This window comes from Methanosarcina baikalica (genome assembly GCF_031461075.1).
GTDB classification, from domain to species: Archaea; Halobacteriota; Methanosarcinia; order Methanosarcinales; family Methanosarcinaceae; genus Methanosarcina; species Methanosarcina baikalica.
Genome location: NZ_JAVKPK010000063.1, coordinates 1 through 20358, shown reverse-complemented (window position 1 = coordinate 20358; position 20358 = coordinate 1). Strand labels below are relative to the sequence as shown.

The 20358-nt window shown below is 39.6% G+C and carries 17 protein-coding genes and 2 pseudogenes; 8 read left to right on the top strand and 11 right to left on the bottom strand.

All coding sequences use genetic code 11. The features are described 5' to 3' along the window. Positions 1–248 (top strand): annotated as a pseudogene (locus RG963_RS13200) (hypothetical protein); the annotation flags it as partial. Between the two features lie 295 nt (positions 249–543). On the opposite strand, the gene RG963_RS13195 reads toward RG963_RS13200, so the two are convergent. Both RG963_RS13195 and RG963_RS13190 read right to left on the bottom strand, forming a co-directional pair. Then, complete coding sequence (locus RG963_RS13195; RefSeq protein ID WP_310576746.1) at positions 544–2166, bottom strand: PKD domain-containing protein; 1623 nt, start codon at positions 2164–2166, stop codon at positions 544–546. A gap of 746 nt (positions 2167–2912) precedes the next feature. Further along, positions 2913–3284 (bottom strand): annotated as a pseudogene (locus tag RG963_RS13190) (IS5/IS1182 family transposase); the annotation flags it as partial. Between the two features lie 317 nt (positions 3285–3601). Between RG963_RS13190 and RG963_RS13185 the strand changes: the two are divergent. After that, positions 3602–3760 carry a ribonuclease HepT family protein gene (locus tag RG963_RS13185; protein WP_310576745.1) on the top strand — a complete coding sequence of 53 codons (159 nt, stop codon included), beginning with the start codon at positions 3602–3604 and terminating at the stop codon, positions 3758–3760. 640 nt (positions 3761–4400) lie between these two features. Here RG963_RS13185 and RG963_RS13180 read toward each other — a convergent pair. After that, the gene (locus tag RG963_RS13180) at positions 4401–5129 is read right to left on the bottom strand and encodes a hypothetical protein (RefSeq protein ID WP_310576744.1); all 729 of its coding nucleotides are present in this window, start codon (positions 5127–5129) and stop codon (positions 4401–4403) included. A 662-nt stretch (positions 5130–5791) separates the two neighbouring features. Here RG963_RS13180 and RG963_RS13175 point away from each other — a divergent pair. The 3 genes from RG963_RS13175 (at position 5792) to RG963_RS13165 (ending at position 6997) form a co-directional block, all read left to right on the top strand. Next, the gene (locus tag RG963_RS13175; protein ID WP_310576743.1) at positions 5792–5968 is read left to right on the top strand and encodes a CxxC-x17-CxxC domain-containing protein; all 177 of its coding nucleotides are present in this window, start codon (positions 5792–5794) and stop codon (positions 5966–5968) included. A gap of 278 nt (positions 5969–6246) precedes the next feature. Further along, positions 6247–6555: a translation initiation factor eIF-1A gene (eif1A, locus tag RG963_RS13170; protein WP_310576742.1), complete on the top strand. Its 309-nt coding sequence runs from the start codon at positions 6247–6249 to the stop codon at positions 6553–6555. Positions 6556–6808: 253 nt separating this feature from the next. Continuing rightward, positions 6809–6997: a CxxC-x17-CxxC domain-containing protein gene (locus tag RG963_RS13165; RefSeq protein ID WP_310576741.1), complete on the top strand. Its 189-nt coding sequence runs from the start codon at positions 6809–6811 to the stop codon at positions 6995–6997. A gap of 539 nt (positions 6998–7536) precedes the next feature. On the opposite strand, the gene RG963_RS13160 is transcribed toward RG963_RS13165, so the two are convergent. Continuing rightward, positions 7537–8163 carry a type 1 glutamine amidotransferase family protein gene (locus RG963_RS13160; RefSeq protein WP_310576740.1) on the bottom strand — a complete coding sequence of 209 codons (627 nt, stop codon included), beginning with the start codon at positions 8161–8163 and terminating at the stop codon, positions 7537–7539. A gap of 965 nt (positions 8164–9128) precedes the next feature. Between RG963_RS13160 and RG963_RS13155 the strand changes: the two genes are divergently transcribed. Then, on the top strand, positions 9129–10424 hold the full coding sequence (locus RG963_RS13155; protein ID WP_310576739.1) for a beta strand repeat-containing protein: 1296 nt from the start codon (positions 9129–9131) through the stop codon (positions 10422–10424). A gap of 131 nt (positions 10425–10555) precedes the next feature. After that, positions 10556–11602 carry a hypothetical protein gene (locus RG963_RS13150; RefSeq protein WP_310576738.1) on the top strand — a complete coding sequence of 349 codons (1047 nt, stop codon included), beginning with the start codon at positions 10556–10558 and terminating at the stop codon, positions 11600–11602. A gap of 480 nt (positions 11603–12082) precedes the next feature. On the opposite strand, the gene RG963_RS13145 is transcribed toward RG963_RS13150, so the two are convergent. The 6 genes from RG963_RS13145 to RG963_RS13120 form a co-directional block, all read right to left on the bottom strand. Then, positions 12083–12874 carry a beta/alpha barrel domain-containing protein gene (locus RG963_RS13145; protein WP_310576737.1) on the bottom strand — a complete coding sequence of 264 codons (792 nt, stop codon included), beginning with the start codon at positions 12872–12874 and terminating at the stop codon, positions 12083–12085. A 204-nt stretch (positions 12875–13078) separates the two neighbouring features. Then, entirely contained in the window at positions 13079–13852 is a 774-nt protein-coding gene (locus RG963_RS13140) for an ABC transporter ATP-binding protein (RefSeq protein WP_310576736.1), read from the bottom strand. After that, complete coding sequence (locus RG963_RS13135; RefSeq protein ID WP_310576735.1) at positions 13843–14862, bottom strand: FecCD family ABC transporter permease; 1020 nt, start codon at positions 14860–14862, stop codon at positions 13843–13845. Before RG963_RS13135 ends, RG963_RS13140 begins: the two co-directional genes overlap by 10 nt. After that, positions 14855–16627, bottom strand: a complete 1773-nt coding sequence (locus tag RG963_RS13130) for a radical SAM protein (RefSeq protein ID WP_310576734.1) — start codon at positions 16625–16627, stop codon at positions 14855–14857. Before RG963_RS13130 ends, RG963_RS13135 begins: the two co-directional genes overlap by 8 nt. A gap of 3 nt (positions 16628–16630) precedes the next feature. Next, positions 16631–17266, bottom strand: a complete 636-nt coding sequence (locus tag RG963_RS13125) for a class I SAM-dependent methyltransferase (RefSeq protein WP_310576733.1) — start codon at positions 17264–17266, stop codon at positions 16631–16633. Then, positions 17263–18360, bottom strand: a complete 1098-nt coding sequence (locus RG963_RS13120) for an iron ABC transporter substrate-binding protein (RefSeq protein WP_310576732.1) — start codon at positions 18358–18360, stop codon at positions 17263–17265. Before RG963_RS13120 ends, RG963_RS13125 begins: the two co-directional genes overlap by 4 nt. A 436-nt stretch (positions 18361–18796) precedes the next feature. Between RG963_RS13120 and RG963_RS16635 the strand changes: the two genes are divergently transcribed. Beyond that, positions 18797–19120 (top strand): tyrosine-type recombinase/integrase, encoded by a 324-nt coding sequence (locus tag RG963_RS16635; RefSeq protein ID WP_396654734.1) that lies wholly within the window; start codon positions 18797–18799, stop codon positions 19118–19120. Here the strand turns inward: RG963_RS16635 and RG963_RS13115 are convergent. Further along, positions 19025–19513 (bottom strand): YgaP family membrane protein, encoded by a 489-nt coding sequence (locus RG963_RS13115; RefSeq protein WP_310576731.1) that lies wholly within the window; start codon positions 19511–19513, stop codon positions 19025–19027. The genes RG963_RS16635 and RG963_RS13115 overlap by 96 nt on opposite strands. Between the last annotated feature and the right edge of the window lie 845 nt (positions 19514–20358).

Genomic DNA, 20358 nt, shown 5'->3' with positions numbered 1-20358 from the left:
AAGTATCATTAGTAGGAGAAGATTATCAATACTTTCGATTAATGTCCCGAGTAATCACATATGAAACTTATATTGAAATGAGTGATAATATTAACAGTAAGGCCATAAAATCTGATATTGGCCTTGAAGTCTATCCAGATGTTACTGAACGCGATGGAGATAAAGGTACTTATAAAAATAAATTGGATGTTGTTGTTGCCGAATCTGGCGAATTAAAAAAGAATGTCACAATTGAAACATATTTCTAACTTATTTTTATTCAATGAATTTGGAGAGATTGTTTTATCCTAAAATTATTTCGCTTTTTTAATTTCTTTTATTGGAGTTCTGTATCGTATACGGGTGACTCACTATTTTACTTCAACTTCGAATTTGTTTCATTATATAGAATCATTCTACATTACCAAAATGGAGCTTAAATTTACTTAACATTTAATCTTTTGCGTCGCATGCTGCTGTATCGTGTATTGAACTTTCAAATGGTTTTGAATCTGCGAAATAATTTCAGGATACAACATGTTTTTAATTTAGGACATTCATTATTTACTGGACTTTAATATATCCGGAAATAGTTTTAGTGTTACTGCCTTTAGCATTCTTCACAGTTAGGCTGACAGTATATTTTCCGGCTTTACTGTATTTGTGTACAGGGTTCTTGGCTGTGGAATATGTTTTATCACCAAAGCTCCATTTCCATGAAGTTGGACTGTTGGTACTTTTATCAGTAAACTGCACATTTAGTGGGGCTTTTCCTGAGGTTGGAGTTGCAGAAAAAGCAGCAGCAGGAGCTTTCAATGCGTTTACGACAATATAGTTTTTTATTGTTTTCGTACTGCTTCCTGCAGCATTCTTTACTGTTAAGCTAACAGTATATTTTCCGGCTTTACTGTAGGTATATGTAGGACTCTTCGATGTTGAAGTTTTTCCGTCTTCAAAACTCCATTTCCATGAAGTTGGGGAACCTGTACTCTTGTCAGTAAATTTTACTTTCAGTGGAGCGTTTCCTGAGGTTGGCGATGCAGAAAATACAGCTACTGGTGAGTAAACAAGAGTAGCCATGTAGATGTCGCCTTGCGGATACCGTTTTGTATACACAATCCTATTACCATATATAGCTGGGTCTACCTGATACGGATTGTTTTCCGGGTCCTCCAAGTCCTCGAAGGTTATCATGGTTTCCTTATTAGTTGAAAGGTCATACATGTAAATATCCGTGTTTCCAGTTACATCGTTACGGTTATCTTCATACACAATCTTGTTACCATAGATGTCTGGCTTGTATGAAATCCCATCAGAAATTCGAGTTTCCTTGTGAGTGGAAAGGTCGTAAATGTAGATTTCCGAGGGATAGTCATAACGGGTGTCCCATACTATTCTGTTACCATAGATCCTAGGATTATCTGCTTTTCCACTAGTGGAAATTCGAGTTTCCTTGTGAGTGGAGAGGTCGTAAATGAAGATATCTTCGTTTCCATCACGTTCATCCTCCCAAACTACTCTGTTTCCATAGATATCAGGTTTGTATGCTGTTCCACTGGTAGTGATCTGAGTTTCTTTTTTAGTAGATAGATCATACATGTAGATATTCGAACTCCCATTAAGTTCGTCCTGCCACACTATTTTAGTACCATAGATTGAAGGATTATGTGCTTCTCCATTTTTAGAAATACGACTTTGTGTTTTTGTAGAGAGATCTTCCACGTAAATGTCATGACCTCCGTTGCGTTCATCTTCCCATACTACCAGATTTTCATAAATAGCAGGAGCTGTCTGATCTGTTAAATTGGTAGTGTGAATTTCTGTTTTAGCGGAGAGATCAAATATATATATATCCCAGTTTCCATTGCGGTTATCCTGCCATACTATCTTGTCACCGTAGATATCTGGATTAGATGCCGTTTCATGGGTAGTAATCCTAGTTTTAGGAATACTTGGTGTGGCAGCTTGTATAGATTCTGTATCCGTGGAATTTCCTTCTGTAGATACATCCTCAGACAGAACCTGGTCATCTGATGTATTCCCTGTTCCACTTGTGATTTCTGGTGGGTCAATGTTATGGTGATCTATTTCAGTTTGTGCTGATGCCGTAGATGAAACCAGAATTAAGAATAAAACTATAACTGTTAATACTGAGGCTACTGAATATAATTTTTTGTTAATTTTCATTATCCTACTCCTTTTCTGTCATATATTTTTCGTATAAATAATGTTAATATTTTTGATTTGTTTCTATTCTTAAACTTTCTCATTTGAAATATAACTGTGTAAAAATCAGGCAATTATAAAGAAAATTCTAGAAAATGTTTGTCAAGGAATAAGGATAGAAGAGAGGCAAATCTGCAAAGAAATACCTGGTTGCATTGGCGCAAAGAAGTAGGAGAGGGATTTTGAAAATCTTAAATAAGCTGAAAATAAATTGATAAATTGGATAATGAGAGTCAGTTACTGAAAATTGTAAAAAAGATAGTTCTCAAGTCTGACTAAAAGAGTACTTTTACTTTTTTAGTCAGACTTGATCGATGACTCTCACTCTCCTTTATCCTTTATTTTTTACTGTTTTTATGTTTTATCCCAAAATTATTTCGCTTTTTTATTTCGGCTCTTCATCATTCCCTATGGATAAGATGATTTTCAATTCAAGACCGCATTGGTTTTTATGAGAATATTATGAGGATATCCACACAAAACAACGAAGAGCCTAAATTTACTCAACATTTAATCTTTTGAGTCGCCTGCTGCTGTATCGCGTATTGAACTTTCAAATGGTTTTGAATCTGCGAAATAATTTCAGGATTAGTCCCCTCTTTATTTCTTTATTCAGCGAAGGCTTGTAATTCCTTTCTTTCTCTAATACCGTAATTTACAGTCATCTACACTAAAAGTACAGCTAAAAAACAGTACTTTTGGACAGAAATAATGCCTTTTGACCCACTTTTTCTTTTAGGGCATAAATCATTCAATAATTCGAAAACAAAATCAGTAAACTGTTGGGGTTCATATTTACTAAGAAGGCCATAAATTTCCTTTTCAGTGGGTATTGAACTGATTTTTAAAAAGGTTCTCAAGCTTTCCTTTTCTTTCAATTTCCTAACAGCATAGGAGATCTCACAGGAAAAAAACATGCTCAAAAGTACGATTTTAAGAGCAGGAACTGGTTTTGAGAGGGGCAGGATGTCCCTCTTCGTAAGTATTTGTCTGCAAGATCTAAAACCAAAACCATTTAATATTTCGGATAACAATTTCCATTTGAAATCTTCGTTTACTGGAATAAGCGGAGCTTTCATATTTTATCACCAGAGGAGGGTTGTAAGTACTCCTCAATAAAATTTACGATTTTATAAGACTTTAATTGGAATTTAAGTAAAAAATAATATGTACTTTTCTGGGGAAATCATTAATTGCCTTAATTCGTGGAAAAAAAGAAAACTACTCTTCAGTTTGATGGTGAGTTTAAGAGGACCCTATTTAGTTTTACTTGTGTCCTTACGTTTTTTAGTTTTATTTTCCTTCCGGACCCCCAATTTATTCCCTACCAAACTCAACCTTTTCTCAGTTAATACAAGGGCAACAGGCAGCAGAACAATCACTAAGATTCGCGGACATGGCAACTGTTGGGACGAAAGCAAGTGTCAGGAACCTGACAACGCCTTTCTCGTCCGATAAAATGGTACACGGTGATTTTGGTATTGATCTTGAAGCCCTCTGGAATATAACAGTGAAGGATGTTTCATCCTTAAAGCCGTTAATCGCTAAAATTTAGAAAGAAAAGTAATCCACGTTTCCGGACTTTGCTTCAGTTTCTCACATATTTCCTTAAATAACGCACTGCATGGAGACAGCAAACTTAAAGACGGTATCACGGTTACCATAGATCTGAAAATTTCTATCTGAACATCCGGGACGTTTTGCACTAAATTTATTTAATGTCAGGTCTGATGATATTTCTTTAACATAAGATAAAACCTGTAACTTTATATATCATGAAGTACACTAGAAAGATGGGCATCTGGGAAGGTCACCAAAGACCTTTTTAACTATTTTTTATAACCCCCCCATACCCCCCAACTCCCCAATAACCGGATGCCCACTTCATATTAACATTATTCATAATATCTTTTCTAAGCTGATTTTCGCTTCCTGATTTTCGCTTCCTGATTTTCGCTTCCTGATTTTCGCTTCGGGATTAAACAAAATCGGAGATTCTCCGGGAGTTTCAATTCAAATGCAACAGCCTGAGGCCTGTTTCGCTTAGCTCAAGAGGATTAATTTTAGGCGACTTTTAATGACTTAATTTTTATTTCAGACAGCAGCCAGTTCTAACAAATTCCTGAAAATCTTTATTATGGCCAAGAATAGCTGTAGTAAATCGTAAAAAAGCCTTCCAACTTATTTAATCACACTTAACTTTTTATTAGTCTGATTTCATGATAACCGCAGTGTCTGCATTTAAAATACCTTATTTTCTTTCTGGCAGCATAATTTAATACATCAACATTCCTGTATTCTTCTATTGCATGCTCTTTCCCGCATTCTTCACAGGTATCTTCTTTTAAATTGTGTTGTTTTTCTTCGTAATGATGACCTATGGGTTGAGGTTCAACTTTTATATCTTCATATCCGCATTTTTTACAACGCCAGTGTTTTGTTAAAGTTTTTATATAAGCGTCAGTTTTGCTTTCCTCTTTAATTAAAGGGGCCTGAAACTCCTCAAATACAAAATATTTCCCACATTTTTCGCAGTACGAATCCCTATAATAATTCATTGAGACCTTATAAAAACCAAACATATAAAGAAAGGCAATTTCTGAAACAACTGTTAAAAACCTTCCCGCGTTTACAAGATTATCGGATTTTCCAGGGAAATAAGTTGGGAAAAGTGTAAAAAATAGGAATAATAGTATTGAAATAACGAGGAGTTTTGAGAATAATCCGAGTCTTTTTTGAATTTTTTCTGCTCCAAGTTTGTTGACCAGATTAATAACCTCTTCTTTACTCTCAGGACTGTATTTGAGCTTTAGCTGTTGGGTCATTTCCACAGTGTTATTCTCAGGATCTATTCTGTAACAGATACCTTTATGGAGAGCCTGATATGAACCTGATGGAAATCTTATACGCTCATCTTTTGCCATGCATCAGCGGCCCTTTTCTGGTTAGATTAGCTGTTATTCGTGATTAGTTTATATATCTCAACGCATGATAAATGTTTTTCCTACCCGAGTTCCGCTTCTCGAGTTCCGCTTCGGGAGCACGGGATATGTTTTGCTTCGCTTCCCGAGTTCCGCTTTGAGAGCGCGGGATACGTTTTGCTTCGCTCAAGCGGACTAATACTTTTACTTTTACTTTTACGTTTTTAAAATACCTTAGACTGAGAATATACTTTTTCTTAATCCGGAGCTTTTGTAGATTTAGAAGTGGCACTTTGCATGGCAGATCAGTTTTGCACTTCATCGATCGATTTCCCAAGGGCTTTTTTTAGATCATCAATAGGATTTTTGCCCGTTGTGGCTGTTTTTGACTTCTAGTGGAAATTTTTCAAGCACTCCTGGTTTCAGAAGCTATTATCTCTTTAGGCTATTATCTCTTCCGTAAATTATGTTAAAAAAGTGTTCTCATTGAAAGGGGCTTGCTTCCATTTGTATAGATTGATTTATATAATTTGGCTATATAGTGTATGTATTGAAAATAAAGAGACGTATAATCTGTTATTAAAAACCGATTTTTGTTTTTAATCTAAGGGTCTATACAATCTTGTTTTTAAATTATTATCCGCTAAAGCGGAGGTGAAACGAAAATGGCTTTTAATGACAGAAATTCCAGGGGAAATTCCGGAGGTTTCCGCGGTAACAGTGGACCAAGGGAAATGACAAAAGTAACCTGTTCTGACTGCGGCGTTGAGACCGAAGTACCGTTCAAACCCACCGAAGGCAGGCCAGTATACTGTAGGGAATGTTTTCCTAAACACAGATAATTCCGATGATAATCTACATTAGATGCTAATTTTGTAATTAAGTTTACATTAACATCTGATTCATTTTTCTTTTTGTTTTTTTGGTTTATTCTCTTTGTTTCTTTACTTATTTCCACCTAGTGCGGCAGGAAAAAGTAAAAACAAATCGACATCGAGAATGAGAACCGGTACGAATTATTCAATATTGGACTTGTAAAAAATAAATCAAATTCCATTAAGGAGGAATTAATCTGGCTAACTATAGAAGCACTATTAGAAAAAGAAAATTAGGATCCACCATGTCGGGAGGCTCAGGAGATGGCTCCCAAGAAATAACAAGGGTGCGAACTCCCCGCAAAGACGGAAATGAAGTTCTGGCAACGGTTGCATGTTTACTCGGCTCGAAAAGGGTAACACTTCAGTGTATGGACGGAGTTGTCCGCATGGGCCGAATTCCCGGTTCCAAGAAAAAGAGAATGTGGATCCGCGAAGGTGACGTTGTCATAGCCAATCCCTGGGAAGTCCAGGACTCCAAAGCCGAAGTAAACTGGAAATACACAAGGCCTCAGGTTGAATGGCTTGAGCGTAAAGGCTACCTTAATTACTGATTTCAGAAGCTATCATAAAACAGGTTTTTATCTACTCTAAAATACATGTCTAAAAATTGTTCTCTCATTTGAGAGAGTATCTTCATTTTCATAGGTGCATTTATATATTAGGGATGCAATGTATATGTGTTGATAAATAAAGAGACGTATAATCATCTGTTATTAAAAACCAATTTTGTTTTTAATCAAAGAGTTCTATACAATCTTATTTTAAAACAATTTACTAACAACTAAAACCAAAGGTGAAACAAATATGGCTTTTAATGACAGAAACTTCAGAGGAAATTCTAATTTCGGCGCTCCCAGAGAAATGCACAAGACAACCTGTTCAGACTGTAAAGCTGAGACAGAAGTGCCTTTCAAACCTGACCCCGAAAGACCGGTTTACTGCAGGGATTGTCTTCCTAATCACAGAACACCCAGAGAAAACAACAGATACTAAGTGTAATTTGTGTAATTAGGTTTACATAAACACTTATTTCTTTTCCACTTTTTTAATACACTCTAAGCCCGAATATACTTTTTTCTTAACTTATGAGCTTTTGCAGTTTGTGAAGGGAGCTTTCCAGGACTGATCAGTTTTGCTCTTTATCGAGAAGTTTTCGAGGGGACTATTTTTCTAATTAAAGTGAAAATTTATTAATTGAATTCTATTTTTATTGGAACTAATTGAAACTGGACCGCTGAATAAGAAAAGAAAGTTTTTTTCGGCCTTTTTCAATTCATTTGAAGGATATTTCTCCTACCGACGGTCTGCTTAAATCTTCCTCATATTTTTTTGGAAATAAAAGAGAACTTTAAAACCCGTGATTTTTGCAGACTTGGAAGGAGTACTTTGCAGGGTCAATGTTTTTGACTAAAAACAGGTATCCGTTTAGTCCTATTGATCCTGGTTCTCTATTCCAAAATATTGGTTCAGAAGGATTGAAGGCAGTTTTAAAACGAGCTCATTAAAAGATTCAAATATCCTTTTTGCAACTGTCATTGAATAGAATTAATCAGTTCATTGAAGTATTTCGATTCGTGAGTCTGATAAAGGTTATACCATGAATCTAATGTTTGCAACGAGAATACATCCAGTCTTCTCAACATGTGAACAGTGAATTCCAATGAAGCTGTTCCGGAAGCAGTAATCAAATTACCGTCGGTTACCGCTGGTTCTTGCTTATAATACTTTTCTCCTGCGTAATTTGGACATGTAATTTTGAGAAATCCAAGATCATTGCTTGTATGCCATCTCTTATTCAGCATTCCACTTTCAGCAAGTCCGAGTGTAGCGCCGCAAATTGCCCCAACAATTACCTCTTTCTGCAAACACTCTTCAGCCTTTTTTAAAATAGGGCTGTGAATTGGTTCTATCCATGTATTTCCGCCAGGGAGGATCAAGGCTGCCGCATCTTCAACGATACATTCGTCATGTTCGATGTCAGGCAGTATTTTTACGCCGCCCATTGTAATAACAGGGGTTTTGTCTATGCCAACTGTTACTACTTTTAAAGGCGACAGCCCTTTTTTATAATATCTTCCCGAGTTTAATTCAGCGCTTAAATAACCAACTTCCCAGTCAGCCATTGTGTCAAATACGTAAAGATATACCGTGCTTTTCATATGTGTCCCTGCTTTATTAAAACATTAAAGGTATCTTATTTCATATTTTGCTTTCCGTTTTGACAGAATGCCATTAGCTAATCTGTGCAAATCTTCCCAAGCTTTTAATTTCTTTTCAATATATTAAAAAGAAGTCCCAATAGACTCTGCCACAGCGCTTCTTACAAATGTATCTTCATTGTTGAATATATGCAAATTCTCCTAAACTTGAGATTTATCTTCAAGATCATCAAAAGCAACTTCGAGAGAATATATTATTCCTCTTCTTACAAAGTGGTTTTTATTATTGATTAATTAATTTATGAAAATCCTTCCATGCCTGTTTTTATCAGGCACCAGTGAAAATAAGTTACTTAATGAGTACGCCGCAATTACTCCTACGCTTGCTTTCTTATTCCTGGTTAGTTATACAAACTATCCCAGGCCTTTTGCTTATAAAGGACATATTGAAAGTTAGTGTCAAATTTTTTCTTATTAAGCTGCAATTTTATTAACAGTTTCTTCACGTTTTTATAAGTCCAGCTTCCATGAATTCCTTAGAGGCTGTCTTAAAATTCAAACCATTTCTACATTTGGATAGTAGGCATTGCTGATTTTAAATTCAGACTGTAAATGTATTATCGGACTTACTCATTCGATGTATGAAATCAAATACATTAGACATCATAGCTAAAATTTACGCTTTAGATATTTCACGGTTTAATGCTACCCTTTTTCAGTTCAAATGTATAAGTCCTGTCCCCTTTGTAGAATCAAATTTAATTTTAAGACACGCTCTTAGAAGTTCCGATAATCTTTAAGTCAATTGAGATTTGGCTCTTTTAAATTGAATGGTCCGGATCCATAATATTTCTCATTAAAAAGAAACTAGATAGTTAATTTAAAAACATATTAGTCAATATGAAATCCAATTTGATGGATAAAAAATAGTCTGGAGGGTTAATATGAGAACAACATTTAGAGAAGTGAAGAAGGCACTTGTTCTCTTGATGGTCGTTTGTTTCTTAGTATCGGCCACAATTGCAACTGCTAGTGCAAAGGAAGTAAAGATTACGAAACCTGTGAAACAAAATGACTGTTTCAGTAACATTTTCAATAGCATTTTCGGAAAGAATTTCAATAACAATTGCATGAATACAGATCAAAACACAGACAAAAACGGCAAGACGACAATCGTGAATAATAACGGTGGAAACGGTGGAAGTGCTCCTGGTGGTACTGCCTATATAGTCGCATCTCCTACGGCAAACAATGTTAGTGCCGATGCAACTAGCGGCAGCGCTACAGCCAATCCAACATCCCTTACAGTTGGCGGTGCAGCAAGTTCAACTGGTGGCAGCAATGCAGCCAATCCAACATCCACTACAACTAGCGGTACAGCAAATGCAACTGGTGGCAGCAATGCAGCCGATCAATCAGCCAATCAAAATAGTGCAGTAAATGCAACTGGTGGCAGCGCTACAGCCAATCCAACATCCATCCAAAATACTTCAGCAAATGCAACTGGTGGCAGCATTGTATCCAATGAATCAAACACTGGAAGTGGTGGTGCAGCAAATTCAACTGGTGGTAGCGCTATAGCCAATACAACATCCACTCAAACTGGTGGCGCAACAAACGCAACTAATAGTGGCGCCGCTACATCCACAGCCAATCCGGTGAACACTACGGGCAATGTATCATCTATTGCCACTGCAGATAACAATACAGCAGGTGCAATTGGCGGCAGCGCTCCTTCCACTCAAGCAACCACTCAAACTGGTGGTGCAGCGGGAGCTTCAACTGGTGGCGCCGCTACATCCACTCAAGCAGCCACTCAAACTGGTGGTGCAACAACTGCAACTGGTGGCGCCCCGACATCCACTCAAGCAAACACTCAAACTGGTGGTGCAACAACTGCAACTGGTGGCGCCTCTACATCAACTCAGCCAGCGACTGCAACTGGTGGCGCAGTAGGTCCAATTACTAGTGGCAGTAATACAGCTACTCCAACAAACAATCAAACTGGTGGCGCAGCCGGCGGTGCAACTAGTGGCGCTGCTACATCCAATACAACAGTCACTCAAAATGCTGATGCAGGAAATGCAACTGGTGGCAGTGCTATAGTCAATCAGCCAGCCACTGCAACTAGCGGTGCAGCAAGCGCCAGTGTAAATAACGTTACTGTAGCCGGGAACACTTTAAACGCTAACGGCGGAAGTGCTGATGGCGGAGATGGTGGGAACGTTGTTTTTGTCTACGGCAATGACATTGACGTGTAACTCACTAATTAAACGACGATTTATTAAAAATTGATGTTAAAAGTGGCTGAGATTGTATTCTCACCACTCTTTTTACTTTGACAACTAACAAGCAAAGGTTGAGGATTATGGAGAGAGGGGCATTTGATTGGATGAAAAAAATAGTGATAGTTTATGTTGCGGCTTTTTTAATGATATCAGCAACAGCATCTGCAGTGAGTGCTAATAGTTTTACTGTAGATGGACGCACTCTAGCAAATGATACGCCTGAAAATATTATCTTAGACAGCAGAGGTGGTCTTGTTGTCGGTCATGGTTCCGCAAATGCTGGATCGGACGGTACATCTGCTGGAGTTGTGTACGGTGAAGGATCTGCTAACGGTGGTACTGATGGTGCAACTGGTGGACTTGTTGTAGGTGAAGGTTCTGCTGATGGAGGGCAGGGTGTTAACGGAGGTGGCGGTATTGTCGTAGGCGAAGGATCTTCTAACGGCGGAAGCGCAGTCAATGGAAACGGTGGAAGTAATGGTGGAAGTGCCGGTTCTGCTAATGGCGGTCTTGTTATCGGTACTGGTAGCAGCGCTGACGGTGGATCTGCCAATGGCGAAAACGCTGGATCTGATGGTATTGGCACAAATGGAGGAATAGGTGGAATAGGTGGAAAAGGCGGTGACGGTGGTAATGCTGATGGTGGAGTTGTAATTGGTAACGGCAAAATAGGAAACGGAGGCTCCGCAAACGGTGGAAACGGTGGGAATGGCGGTGACGCAACTGAAGATGGAGTCGGCGGCAATGGTGGTAATGGCGGTAATGGAGGCTCTTCAAATGGCGGAAACATCCTTATCAGCGAAAATGCAAAAGGAAACTTAAACGCTGCAATTGGTGGGATCTCAAAAGGTGGAAACGGTGGTAATGGTGGTGATGCGACCAATAGTGGAGTCGGTGGCAATGGTGGTGATGGCGGTAATGGAGGCTCTTCAAATGGTGGAAGTATCCGCATCAGTGGAAATGGAAATATTTTCGGAAATAAAGACCTTGCAAATGGTGGAAGCGCCAATGGTGGTAATGGAGGACTTGGTAGCTTTGGATCGAATAGTGGAATAGCCATTAATGGAGGAAAGGGTGGAAACGGTGGTTACGCCGATGGTGGTTCTACATCGATAAAGGTAACCAGTGGTTCATACTTTTTGCGCGATTAATACACAACCCTGAAAAAAATTAAGTAATTTGTAACTACTCAGGTAACATTTGAAATATTACAATTTTTCCTCTTTTCTAGGAAAATTGAATATAAATTGAATCTGATTTTGATCTTTATTTCAGTCGAATGCCCCGCAGCAAGCTGCGGGGATGGAAAACTTTCCAGATAACCGTTTTTAAATAATCGATTTATATTTTTAGCTACATTTGTACCATAAATGAAACTGAGGTATGCAAATCGTTGTGTATATAAAATAAGGTATCCCATGGTTTTTTTCGAATCCAGATAGTCTGAGTGAGAACTGTCGCGTCTTCTTTTTTGTAATCCCTCAAACATCTACGCACGTATACCAATATCTTCTCTAGGAGTTTCTGTAGCCCTCGCATACACCCTTCCAAGGCATTTATATATCCCAAATTTTGGCGAAGCCAGTAATTCAGGGATTTTTCATGCCAATAATGAAGATGTCCTCTGTTTCTCAGATCCTTTCTATTTTTGTTGTCAGGTCAAGGGGGGTTGCGTAATAGGGAGCACTTATGACAATAATATCCACAAAAGGAGCGTATTCAGGGACTTTTTTCGCTTCAATCCCCCCTACAGCAATCTCAAGTTTGGGATTGAGCCGCTTAAGTTCGGGCCCTATTTTCTTCAATTCCTCAGGGGATAAGTGGTCGAGGAGCATTATTTCTGCGATTTTTGCGTATCTGAGGGCTTCTTCTCTCGATCTTGGTTCGATTTCTATTTTCTTCATAGCCCGGAGTTTTCCCAATTCACCAACAATTTCCAGGTGATTTTGGCTTATCTGGATGGAATCGCTAAGGGAGTTTCTATGGATGTCTCCTCCTCCTGCCCGGATGGCTTTAAGCTCAAATCTTCTGGCTCCAGGATGGGTTTTTCTGCTTGTTGCAATGATAATATTAGGGTTTTCTTTTTTTCCTGCGTTCACAATGGAGGCAGTTTTTCCAGCAATAGCACACATAAGCGAAAGAAAAGTCTGAGAAACTCTCCATAACCTGAACAAGAGTTTTAAATCACCTTCAGCCTCTAAAATTTTGTCTCCTGGCTTGAATTTTCTGCCGTCTTCCAGGAAATTCAGGACTTTTAAACCTTTTTTTTCGTAATAGTCAGCCAGTTCACCTGCACAGGCGCAAACTCCTGCATCCCTGGAGAAAATCCTCAAGGTGCCTTTCCCTCCAATGCCCAGCAGTTCAACACTTTCATCCTCATACGGACAATCTTCATAAAAATACAGTTCAAACAGGTCTATCATACTATGTCTCCTGAGTTCATGATCTTAAGTTCAACTTTATATTACTGGCTCATCAACTTGCTCTTTGCACAAACAATGAGCCGGCTTCCCTAAAACTGATTTCCGAATTCTCAGAAACAGGTGCTAAATATTTTTTTTCTCGAAAGCATCATAAATCCGACAGAATCTAAAAGGGTAAAATTTATTTCCCGTTTTTTATTCCTCTCACAAAGGTAGGCATACTTTTCTTTTCAGATCCTCAATTTCCCTAACAGTTATTTTTACACCATAGACCGAAGACATCATTTTACTGGTTACAACCGATTCAACTTTTCCCGCAGCAACCAACCTGCCTCCTGTCAATGTTGCAGCACAGCTACCTACTAGAAAAGCATGGTCTGGCATATGGGTGTTCATCACAATTGACATGCCCAGCGAGGCCAATCTCCGCACAGTCTCCAGCACAAGAATTTGGTTGCCAAAATCAAGGTGAGAAGTAGGCTCGTCCAATAAAAGCAGAGCCGGTTGCTGGACAAGAGAACGGGCAATAAGCACCATTTGGCTCTGCCCACCGCTTAGACTGGAAAGCGGCCTTTCCGCAAGGGTAGAAAGACCCACCATTGCAAGCGATTCCCTTGCAATCTCGATATCCTTTGCACCTGGAGATGCAAACATTGAAAGATAAGGAGCACGTCCCATCGTTACAAAATCCAGCACAGTAAAAGGAAATACCACTTCATTTTGCTGGGGTACATAACCTATACGTCTGGCAATACCTCTTACTCCTATCGAAGCTGTCTCTTCTCCCAGAATACGGATAGATCCGGCATCAGGCTTGAGAATCCCTGCAATACACTTGATAAGTGTAGATTTTCCTGCGCCGTTCGGACCCAGGATACACATAACCTCTCCCTTTTTTAGCGAAAAAGATACATCCTCAAAAACCGGCTCATTTCCATAGGAAAAAGCAAGTGATTTTACTTCCAGCATCAATTCCATCCCATACGTCCCCTTTTTATAAGATATGCAAACAGCGGGGCACCTACCAGAGAAGTGAGTATTCCCAGGGGAATCTCTGTAGCGGCAATAGTCCTTGACAGATCATCTACCAGCAGCATAAACGATGCGCCAAGAACCATACTCATGGGCAAAAGGCGGCTGTAGTTGGGACCCACTATCATCCTTGAGATATGGGGCACGACAAGTCCGACCCAGCCAATCACACCACTAATACTAACCGCCGCTGAAGTCATAAGGGTTGCACAAATAATGATAATCAGACGCATTTTTTCTACGTTCATTCCCAGAGATCTGGCTTCCTCATCCCCCAATGACAGGATATTGATACGCCACCTAAGAAGAAACAACACTACTGCCCCAATAAACATAGGCAATAATATCCAGAGCAGATCAACATACCTAACAGTGGCAAGGCTTCCCATAAGCCAGAATACTATCGCGGGAAGTTCATCATAAGGATCTGCCACGTATTTTACCAGTGATGTAAGAGCTGTGAAAATAGAGCCTACGATTATTCCGGAAAGCACGAACACCAGAGTTCCCGTACCTTTACTGGCCTTACCCATACTTATGGAAACAAACATCGCTAGCAATCCAAAAGCAAATGCTGTCAGCTGTATAACCAGATAACTATCCCACAACAGTATTGCCAGACACGCCCCAAAGCCCGCACCTGCGCCCACTCCCAGGATATCGGGAGATACAAGAGGATTGCGAAAGATCCCCTGAAAAGAGACTCCAGCTGTGGAAAGCGCCGCTCCTACCAGCAAAGCTGCAAGTATCCTTGGCAACCTTACATTGAATAGTACAGTGTGTTGAGTGGAAACTGAAGCAGGAGTGCCAAAAAGAAAAGATGAAAACAATTTAATGCTCTCATCCACAACCACCGACACAGGAGTCTGATATCTCCCGACAAAAAGGGAGCTTATGAGCAATGCAATGGGCAACAGGTACACCAGAGTGGTACGATTACTCCTGTAATCAGGCATGAGTACACCTCATCACATATCGGGGCCAGATACCGGAGGAAGGCCTGTGAAAAGATCTATTAGGTGTGGCTTCCTCAAACGGCATACCATAAAACTGCAGGTATAACTTGTCTGCTTCCTTTTTCAGGTCAATTCCAGAGTTTCCTGAATGCATTTTGTCTGCTATATACATGAGTCCCAGTATCCAGCGAGGACTTCCAAAATCCCATGAGGGTGGAACTGCATAAACCCGTTGCTGTTTCACAGCATCCGTATGTATGCCATATTGCTGACACAGACCATAGAACTCATCGAGAGGACGTGAAAGGAAACCGGAGATGAAAATAGTATCTGGATTATGCTCATTGATAAAGGAAGGAGAAACATTTACACCCGGTTTGCCTTCCTTTTGAAGCTGTTTATTGATACTCATGCCCCCAGAAAATGTTACAAGATTATTTTCCATTCTCCCGGCATTCAGGGCAAAGAGGGGAGAGCCCATGCAATAGTACACCTTATGATTATTGTTTTCTGCTGCAAGGTTATGGACAAACTCCAAACGTTTATGGATGAAAGAAACAAGTTCTTCTCCCTTTTCCGGCACATTTGCCTTTTCGGCAATAAGCCTGATAAACTCAAGATAAGAGTATGGTTGCTGTATCATATGGTGCACTTGCATAAGTGTCTCGGTATCGGAGATCTTTCCCCAGATATCCATTAACTTGCAATCGTCCAATATTCCCAGACATGTAAGTACTGCATGAACCATACCGAAAGCCCGGCTTATCCGGTAACCGCCCATGAAACCTTCCTCATTGAAGCTTTTGGTTGCCGTTGTCCCTTTAACTTGAACACTGTTACCGCAATTACATGTGTAACTTATCCAGGGTTTTACAAGCCTGGAACCCATAGGACCGTAAAATTCCCGCTCTGCTAGGAGACTGCCGCATTCAGGACAGGATGTATTCAATAATTCCGTACCTGGAGAATTGAAGAGATAGACATAATTTACATGCTCACGCAGAACAGTACACAGGTTCTCCGCCTCTCCTATAGAAGGTTCAAGCTCAATCGGAGCCTCGCCGAAGGGAATGAATCTCATGACCTGGACCGGGATAGCAGGAGAGATATTAGAAACGGCTTTTGCAACCTTTATAATGTCATCTTCATTTCCCCTTGAGTAAACAACTGAAGTTTCAACATGTACTCCCATCTCAAAAAGTCTTGAGATATTGCGAAAAACAGGAGCTGAAGACAGAGCTCCAAAGGTTTTGTAGCTTTTGTCGGAATAACCTTTAATCCCAACATTCACGAAATCAACAAGTTGACCAAAATTGGTTAAAATCTCATCAGTGAAATAGCAGTTGGTGGAACAGCCTATGAGTAAACCTTTTTCTTTTGCCTGCACTGCAAGATCCCTGAACAGATAATAATTTGCAGCCGGCTCATTCAATGTAGAAACGATGCCCAGACATTCCTGCTGTAGAGCCTTTACGATTACCTGAGCCGGCGTTAAGTAAGAAAGGTTAAAAGATTTACCTGAAGCCAGCAAGCGAGCAACACAACCGGAGCACTGGAAATTACATCCTGTACCGAACACCTGAAGGAATTTACCTGAGGGATAATAATGGAGCAAAGGAATTGTCTCTATGGAAACAGGATATGCTCCAAGATATCCTATATCAGGGTCCTGGACTATAGTATCGCCGGTGCAGATGTAAGTACCACATCTTCCTTTGCTGTATTCATTGATTTCACATCCGAACTCGCAAACATTGCATTGCATTTTTCAACCTCCTTTGCTTCCTCCCTTACTCAATACCATCCAGAAGCCCGAATCGTCCTGGACTACATGGCATGGAACATCTGTCTGCCTTCCAGCTTCCTTTATAGTCTGCAGATTTTCTGGACTGAGACGCTCTTTTGAATTTGCATGCCATTCAGAGTCTATATCAAACATTCTTTCAGAAATCTGTGTCCTCAACTCTTTTGTGCCGAAACCACCTCCTACCCAAGCCTGCCCACCCGGAGCAAGAACACGGGCAATTTCCTTAAAGGCTACAGGCAAGTCGTCCCAGAAAAACACGGACCCACGGCTTATTATAAGGTCTGCACAGTTATTCCTAAAGGGAAGCAGGTGCACATCGGACTGTATGGGAACAACTTTACCTGAAAGACAATGGCGATAGGCTTTGTTTTTTGAAAGCCTGCACATCTCAGTTGATAAATCAACACCATAAACCTGCATATCAGTGATTTCCGCAACAGCGATTCCTAAGGATGCTATACCACATCCCAGATCCAGGCATATGCCCTGTTTTATCCCGCTTTCTTCGACGATATGAGTCGCTATTACAGGGTAGATGGGAGCAAAAATATTCTCTGCGATGTAGGGAAAACCCGGAGATTTGCCCTTTTGGCTCATTCTTTGACCTCTGCTGAATGGTTGAGTAGTGTATCCAGTTCTTTATCTGTGAGATCATAGTGGAAGAATTCCGAGTAGAACTCTCGGGTCAGCTTGGAGAGATCCATATCTGTAAAAAGATCAGGATACAGCATTTTTGCAGTCCAGGCAGTTCCGATAATAAGGTGAGGACCCTGGGGTCTGTCAATCCAGCAGAAAGGATTCTGAGGAGCAAGATATACCCGCTTGTCCTGCACAGCATCCACGCTTGCCCAGAGAGGATCAGAAGATACTGTTGAATAGAACTGCGGATTTGACGTGATAATTACCTGAGGGTTCCAGCTCATCACCTGCTCAATTGAAACCTGTGTCATGCCATTCCCCGGGGTAAGCTGACAGTCTGCAACATTGATGCCGCCGCAGATATCAATGACCTGGGAGTGCTGAGAGCCCGAAGGGTCAGTCATCAGTCCTTTTGGGCCTTCAGCATAGTAAACATGCACTTTTTCATCTTCTGGAATATTTTTTACAGTAGTATTGATCTCATTGAGAATTGAACTGCGGAAGTCAATCAGTTTTTTGGCCTGATCTCCACAGTTAAGCAATTTACCTGCGTATTCTATAGTAGAATCAGATTCATTCACGAAAATAATGGAATCATTAATAGCCACCACAGGAATGCTGCCAAAACTTTCCTGCCTGCGTTCTATTGCTTCATGGATTTCTCCATCAGTGGTGTATCCTTCAATTACAATGTCAGGATGCATGTTGATTATAGTTTCATAATTCCCGGTCTCTGTTCCGAACCAGCCCCCTATAACAGGCAGATTTGAGTAATTTTCATCCATGAAAGGTTGGGTGAAATTATTTTTGAAATTCCAGCCTGCAACTTTTTCCGGTGCAAGCATATACAGAAGGATAGTCGACGGCGGAGAAGTGGCTACAACCGAGGAGATTTCCGCCGGCACAGTTAACTGCCTGCCCAACATATCGGTGATCTGCATAGTGCTTGAGTTCTGAACAGCCTGCTGATTCGTATTATCTGCGCATCCACAGGATGCAATAGCTAAAACCAGAAGAGAAAGTATCAATATCGGACCTATTTTTCCACGCATAGAAATACCTGGCACACTTTTGAGGATTTAATCGTTATGTTCGGATAAACATAATGGTATAAAAATATATTCTATTCTCCAAGAAAATAGAAAACGTTGCCGAGCATGTTTTTAAAAGAGTTTCAGCGTTTTTACAGCATACTGATAGTTTTTTCATTATATAGTCACGCCTGTAATTATTGCAATAAAAACAATCTTGTAGCTCATCGAGTTGTTGCATTATTTAGCCTCGTGACTATATTTATTGCATTAATCGACATCTGTCTTCGGTTAAGTGAGGAATCATAATAAATCGTATCCATTCCCAAGACATATATCCAAAATTTAAATAGACTTTGAACTTGAACAGGGTATCGATTTTAGGCAAAGAAACTGAAATTTGAAGCCAGCTTCTGCTATAAAATCGATAGTCTTCAGGCAGAAAATTCCTTAATCGATGACCAATGCAATGAATTTATTGTTGAAGAAGGCAGCCAAGAAAGCTGATATCAAGAAGAAAGTATATTGCCATTTACTAAGACATTCTCAGGCAACTGGACTCGCTAACACAATGACTGAGCAACAGCTTAAAAAACAGATGGGATGGGCTGGTTCCAGTAATATGGCGCAAACATATGTACATTTTTCAAATCCCGAAATTGATAATGCAGTACTCGCTTCATACTCAATGTTCATGCCCATGATGTCCATGATGCCTATGTTCATGTTCATGCCCATGCCCATGTTCTTTAGACAAGATCTCATCAAAATCCCCGCGTAAAACTTTCAGTGCATACCTTTCCAGATTAATTTCCTGGCTCGTACGGAAGCCAAATATTCTGAGTAAAGATATAGGAGGGCACCAGCCCTGTATGGCATATTGAAGCAGAAAAGTTGAAGCTATTGTGGGTAAAATAAGCCACTTCTTGCTCTTTGTTAAGCCAAGTATCACTCCAATCAAAGAAACCGTAGCTGCACGGACTTCAACAATACGTCCTATATCCCACTCATTATCAAGCTCTTCAATCTTTTTGCTTATTTCATAGTCGGTTTTGCCCGCGTAAAACCTGACTATTGCAGCTGTTTCTATATCAATTACCTGGTTAATCTCAGGAGGCGTTTTAGCCCTTACTTTATCTCCCTGCAAGAATTCACTGTAGTTGCTCATTACCATAAAACTCCCCTCTTAATGACCTTTTTTAGGCCTATAATAAGACCTAAAATACCTTTAATAAAAGAGGGTAGGATATATGAACATATATATTTATCATGATAATTAAGTTTCGACATTTGATTTGGTAAAATAAAAAGGACTAAATTTACTTTTTCTGTTTGCTGGGCTGATACAAGATAAACATTAAACATGTCTTTTTTGCGAGAATCAAAATTACGCTGGCGCATATAAAAGGCTACATGAAACCCAGCAAAGCCATTTTTACACTTATATCCCAAGCCTTCGACGTGCGTATATGGATATCCGCTCGCAGAGCTTCATAGCTCATCGTATATACACCCTTCCAAGGCATTTAGATCTCCTTAATTCTGGGAAGCCATGTAATTAAAGGGATTTTGCGCCAGCCCAGGTAAAGTTTTTCTTAACAATATATTTATTATTTAGTTGTAAATAGTTAGATGTGGGGTAGTTTTTAATATCAAAATAAAATACAGGATGCGATTTTCAGTTTTTTCTTTTCCCGCATTTTTGGCGCTACGAGGACCAACCTGCTGTATGAGCATCAGGTTATAAGCAATTTGTTGAAACTCAGAAGTTTATCGAAATGCTCTTAAAGGGGAACCCTTTAATTTCCTTTTCATTGATTATGTTTTCAGAAACTATCAATTGTAAGGAAAATTTATTCTTCTGTGTTTATTTACATTCAAGATATCAACATATATGTTCACCAAGGACTGGAATTTAGACTTGAAATCCTAAATTAAAACATCTATCTTGCAACGGTGGACCATCCTTATTTTTCCAATAATTTTAATTCTGGAAACTGCATGAAAATATGAATTTTT

Coding starts and splice junctions, on each gene's coding strand:
- RG963_RS13175 (WP_310576743.1), top strand. CDS start 5,792: ATGGCTTTTAATGACAGAAATTCCAGGGGAAATTCCGGAGGTTTCCGC.
- RG963_RS13145 (WP_310576737.1), bottom strand. CDS start 12,874: ATGATAGACCTGTTTGAACTGTATTTTTATGAAGATTGTCCGTATGAG.
- RG963_RS13115 (WP_310576731.1), bottom strand. CDS start 19,513: ATGGTAATGAGCAACTACAGTGAATTCTTGCAGGGAGATAAAGTAAGG.
- RG963_RS13135 (WP_310576735.1), bottom strand. CDS start 14,862: ATGCCTGATTACAGGAGTAATCGTACCACTCTGGTGTACCTGTTGCCC.
- RG963_RS13195 (WP_310576746.1), bottom strand. CDS start 2,166: ATGAAAATTAACAAAAAATTATATTCAGTAGCCTCAGTATTAACAGTT.
- RG963_RS13125 (WP_310576733.1), bottom strand. CDS start 17,266: ATGAGCCAAAAGGGCAAATCTCCGGGTTTTCCCTACATCGCAGAGAAT.
- RG963_RS13130 (WP_310576734.1), bottom strand. CDS start 16,627: ATGCAATGCAATGTTTGCGAGTTCGGATGTGAAATCAATGAATACAGC.
- RG963_RS13140 (WP_310576736.1), bottom strand. CDS start 13,852: ATGGAATTGATGCTGGAAGTAAAATCACTTGCTTTTTCCTATGGAAAT.
- RG963_RS13120 (WP_310576732.1), bottom strand. CDS start 18,360: ATGCGTGGAAAAATAGGTCCGATATTGATACTTTCTCTTCTGGTTTTA.
- eif1A (WP_310576742.1), top strand. CDS start 6,247: ATGTCGGGAGGCTCAGGAGATGGCTCCCAAGAAATAACAAGGGTGCGA.
- RG963_RS13180 (WP_310576744.1), bottom strand. CDS start 5,129: ATGGCAAAAGATGAGCGTATAAGATTTCCATCAGGTTCATATCAGGCT.
- RG963_RS16635 (WP_396654734.1), top strand. CDS start 18,797: ATGACCAATGCAATGAATTTATTGTTGAAGAAGGCAGCCAAGAAAGCT.
- RG963_RS13150 (WP_310576738.1), top strand. CDS start 10,556: ATGAAAAAAATAGTGATAGTTTATGTTGCGGCTTTTTTAATGATATCA.
- RG963_RS13165 (WP_310576741.1), top strand. CDS start 6,809: ATGGCTTTTAATGACAGAAACTTCAGAGGAAATTCTAATTTCGGCGCT.
- RG963_RS13160 (WP_310576740.1), bottom strand. CDS start 8,163: ATGAAAAGCACGGTATATCTTTACGTATTTGACACAATGGCTGACTGG.
- RG963_RS13185 (WP_310576745.1), top strand. CDS start 3,602: ATGGCAACTGTTGGGACGAAAGCAAGTGTCAGGAACCTGACAACGCCT.